The sequence below is a fragment of the Bacillus sp. JJ1122 genome, assembly GCF_036964885.1.
Lineage (GTDB): Bacteria > Bacillota > Bacilli > Bacillales > Cytobacillaceae > Mesobacillus.
On the sequence record NZ_JBALQL010000009.1, the window covers coordinates 1 to 4569 of the forward strand.

Here is a 4569-nt window from a genome sequence, read left to right on the forward strand (position 1 = left end):
CTGACAGTGAAGTCGTTCTTTGACTTCATTGGCAGGACCGAAGCGTCTCGAGGAGTTAGGAGCCGCAGCTAGACAAGCGACTCGAGGGGCTAGGCGCTGGAGCTGGACATTTCTCGAAGTGAATTTTATACTTTTTTTGATTCCTGTTTTATCCTATACTCATATAAACTCGTTCCGGACGCCCAACTGTTCCGTATGTCAAATCAGCTTCTATTTTTTCTATAGACACCAGATGTTCCAAATAACGCCTTGCAGTTGTTCTGCTTACACCGATTACTTTTGCGACACTTTCTGCAGTCAGCCCCTCTCCACCCTTTCCAATGACCTCCATCACCTTTTCAAGCGTTAACGGATCAATCCCTTTCGGAAGGTATGACTTTTCATTTTTCATGTCGTTCAATTCTTTTCGTAACAATTTGTCTACCTGCTGCTGTGTAACAACGTTATTTCCTTCACCTAGCTGCTCTAATTTTTCGTAGAATTCCTGATATCGAAGCAAAGATTGTTTAAATCGTTCAAAAACTAATGGTTTAATAATATAATCAAATACCCCGATACTTATGGCCTCTTGCACTTTATCAATTTCCTTTGTAGCTGTAATCATAATAACATCCATCTGTTTAGTATGCAGTTTGATTTCTTTTAATAATTCCAATCCGTTCATATCGGGAAAATAAACGTCCAGTAAGAGCAAATCCGGCTTTAAGATATCAATTAAGGTTTTAGCTTCAACATACCCTGCAGCGATTCCCACAGTTTGAAATCCTTCAATCTGTTCGATAAACCGTTTTTGTATTTCAGCAATCCTTAAGTCATCCTCAACAATTAACACTTCGATATCCCGTTTCCCCATCGTCCACTTCTCCCTGCTTTTTTGGTATCGCCACTGTGAAAACTGTACCTTCTCCCGCATTTGAAGAATACGTGATATATCCACCCAGCTGATTAATGGCTTTTTGAACTAAACTGAGTCCAATTCCTGCATTACTGCTCTTGTTCTTCGTTGTAAAACCTTCTTTAAAGATATGATCACTGCTTTTACGATCAATGCCTCGTCCATTATCTTCTACTTCGATAATCAGCTCTTTTCCGAGATCGGTCAAAAACAGCAAGACCCTTTTATCTTCTTTTCCATTCTCTCTAACGGCTTCAAAAGCATTGTTGATCAGGTTCCCAATAATAGTAACTAAAGCATCTCTGTTAATCTCATCGGGTAGATCTTTAAAGCTGCTCTCCCTGTCTATTGTGAAATCAACTTTTAATTCGCTTGCCAAACTAACCTTGCCTAGTATAAATCCGGCAATAATCGGGTCCGGAATTTCCTTCATTAAAAATTGTATAAATCCTTGGGCAACATCTACTTCTTTTGAGATAAAATCAATTGCTTCTTTATAGGAACCAAGCTGAATTAACCCCAGAAGAGTATAGAGTCGGTTTGAATACTCATGAGTTTGCGCTCGCAATCCTTCTGCATAGGATTTTATATGGGATAATTCCTGCAGCAAATGAGCAAGCTCTGACTTATTCCGCAAGCTGGCTACAGCACCAATTACATTCCCTTTTTTATTAAAAATAGGAATGCGGTTTGCTAAAAAGACATCACCATTAATCATGATTTCCTTGTCATATTCCGCCTGTCCGGTACCGACTACTTCAAGAAGATTCGTATTTTCTAATACTTCCTCAATTCTTTTTCCACGGAGCAAGACTTCATTTGGGACCCGTAAAATTTCATGTGCTGTTTCATTCACTACCGTAATCCGGCCATCGGTATCGATTGCAATAATCCCTTCATGAATGGACTCTAATATTGCATGTTTCTCCTGATACATCCATGCAATTTCTTTTGGTTCAAGACCAAACAATGCTTTTTTAATATTTAAAGAAATGATCCATGCTACAAGCAAGCCTCCTATTAAAATAAGGAATGTTGCAGCAAAGATTTTCTTCTGTATCTTTGAAATTTCCTTTTCTATATCTGTTTGAAGATATCCGACAGACACCACGCCGATCACTTCTCCATGGCTAAAGATCGGGGCTTTTCCCCTAAGCGAAGGACCAAGAGTGCCTGTAGATTCTGAAATAACAGACTCTCCGTTAAAGGCACGGCCATTATCTCCCCCTACCATTTTTTGCCCTAATCGTCTGGGATTGGGATGGGAATATCGGATTTCATCTCGGTTCCCGATCACGATAAATTCTGCCCCTACTTGTTTTCTAATGCTCTCAGCAATCGGCTGAATAATCGATGCTGGATTTTTCGTATGGAAAGCTTGTTCAATCTCAGGCATATTGGCAATTGTTTGGGCAACTGACAGTGCTTTTGAACCTATTTCCTTCTTAAGGTTGGACTCCAGGATATTCTTAAAAGTGACTTCAAAAATAGCCCCAATTGAAATCATCAGGATAAAAATTAATAGCATTAATTTTGTATGTAATCTCACGCAAACACCTCTTATCTCATTATAGTAAAAAAACTCCTTGAAAAAAGGAGTTTTTTTACTATTTAAATAATTTACCCCTCAATATTAATAACCACATCTTTGCCTCGTCTTTTCATCATGAAAGGAACAAGGAGCCAAAGGACGGTCATAATGAGAAATATAAGTGAAATGGGGCGAGATATAAAAATACTGAAATCTCCATTAGAGATAGTTAAAGCTCTTCTCAGATTATTTTCTACCATTGGCCCTAATACCAATCCCAGAACAAGCGGGGCAATCGGGTAATCGTTCTTGCTAAGGAAGTACCCTAAAACTCCGCAACCCAATAATAGTAAAAGATCATTTGTCGATACTTGAACGGCATATACACCAAAAATCGAAATGGCGATAATCATCGGAATCAAAAATTGCTTAGGCGTTTGAATAATTTTTGCAAACACTTTAACAAGTGGAAGATTTAAAATCAGCAGCATGATGTTTCCAATAAACATACTGGCAATAAGTCCCCAGGCTACCTGCGGATGGTCTTCAAATAATAAAGGTCCCGGCTGGACGTTATACATCATCAGCGCTCCCATTAAAATAGCCGTTGTACCTGACCCTGGAATACCTAGAGTTAATAACGGAATCATCGCCCCACCTGAGGCTGCATTATTCGCTGATTCAGGTGCCGCAACTCCCGCAATTGTTCCAGTTCCAAATTTAGATGGGTTTTTAGAGATTTTTTTTTCAAGAATATATGAAAAAAAGGATGCAAGGGTTGCCCCTGCTCCGGGCAATATTCCCACAAAAAAGCCTAAAATCGAACCGCGCGCGATTGGTCCAGCAGATTCTTTCAATTCATCTTTGGAAGGAAGTAAATTATTGATCCTTGCGATTTCAGCTTCTTCCTCTTCTTTTTCTAAAATCGTCTTAAATACCTCTCCAAGTGCGAACAATCCTACCGCAATTGTTAAAAACTCAATACCCTGATACAGCCATGGAACATTAAAAGTAAATCTTGCAATTCCAGATACACTATCAATTCCAATTGTTCCAAGCAGCAGTCCAAAAACAGTCATTATTAATGCTTTTGTCACCGATTTTCCAGCCAACCCGCTGACAGCCCCCAGACCTAAAAGCGTTAAGGAAAAATATTCCGCTGGGCCAAATTTGAGCGCAACAGCCGATAAAGGTTTGGCTAAAGCAATCAGGGCAATAATCGTTACAATTCCCGCCACGAAAGAACCGATTGCTGCTATAGATAATGCACTCCCTGCTCTTCCTTTCTTCGCCATCTGGTAGCCGTCCAATGTTGTCACAACAGAAGATGATTCTCCAGGTGTATTTAATAGAATCGACGTTGTGGATCCACCATACATTGCCCCGTAATAGACTCCAGCAAGCAGAATAATTGCGCTCGTTGCAGCTTGTTCAGGGGGAAGCCCGCTCGTAATAGAAGCTGTGACAGGAATAAGAAGGGCTACCCCGCTCATTGGTCCAATACCCGGGAGCACACCAACCGCAGTCCCAATCAAGACTCCCACAAAAGCAAACATGATATTATACCAAATGAGTGCTGTTCCAAATCCCTGAATTAAATAATCAAGTGTACTCATGTTTCAATCTCCTTACGAAAAAGGTTCCAATCTGATCTTAAATCCAAATTGGCCAGCCTGGCAGTGTACCTTTTAAAACTTCTACATATAAAAAGTAAACGAGTCCTGAAAAACAGGCAGATATTAAAAGGGATGTAAACAACTTTGAACGTTCCATTGTCTGGAAACAAACAAACAAAAATAAAAAGGTTGTGATGACGTATCCCATCGTTTCCAGCGTCAAAATATAAACCAATGTAGCAGCAAAAATGATTAAAAACGGCTTATACTGCAAATTTTCTTTAGACCTCTGCTGATTTATTGAAATGTATGATTCATAAAATAATCGGATGCTTAAGAAAACAAGCACAATACCAAGGAAAAAAGGAAATATATCTGGTCCTACCGCACTGCCATATGACGAACTTCCGAGTTGCCTGCTTCCAATCATAAAAAGAACACCTGTAACTAAAAATAAAACAGAAGCCAATCGATCAAATTGAATACTCATTGCAATCTCCTTTCATAAGAAAAGCGGAAGCGCCTTG

General features: G+C 39.5%; 4 protein-coding genes. All 4 read right to left on the reverse strand.

Annotated features, from left to right (window positions below; genetic code table 11):
* Positions 1–148: 148 nt before the first annotated feature.
* A complete protein-coding gene (locus tag V7201_RS06400) occupies positions 149–853 on the reverse strand; it encodes a response regulator (protein WP_335375959.1) in 705 nt (234 codons plus the stop codon).
* On the reverse strand, positions 819–2444 hold the full coding sequence (locus V7201_RS06405) for a sensor histidine kinase (protein WP_335375960.1): 1626 nt from the start codon (positions 2442–2444) through the stop codon (positions 819–821). The genes V7201_RS06400 and V7201_RS06405 overlap by 35 nt, the downstream gene beginning before the upstream one ends.
* 71 nt (positions 2445–2515) lie before the next feature.
* Positions 2516–4042: a tripartite tricarboxylate transporter permease gene (locus V7201_RS06410; RefSeq protein WP_335375961.1), complete on the reverse strand. Its 1527-nt coding sequence runs from the start codon at positions 4040–4042 to the stop codon at positions 2516–2518.
* 37 nt (positions 4043–4079) lie between these two features.
* Positions 4080–4532 (reverse strand): tripartite tricarboxylate transporter TctB family protein, encoded by a 453-nt coding sequence (locus V7201_RS06415; protein ID WP_335375962.1) that lies wholly within the window; start codon positions 4530–4532, stop codon positions 4080–4082.
* Positions 4533–4569 lie beyond the last annotated feature (37 nt).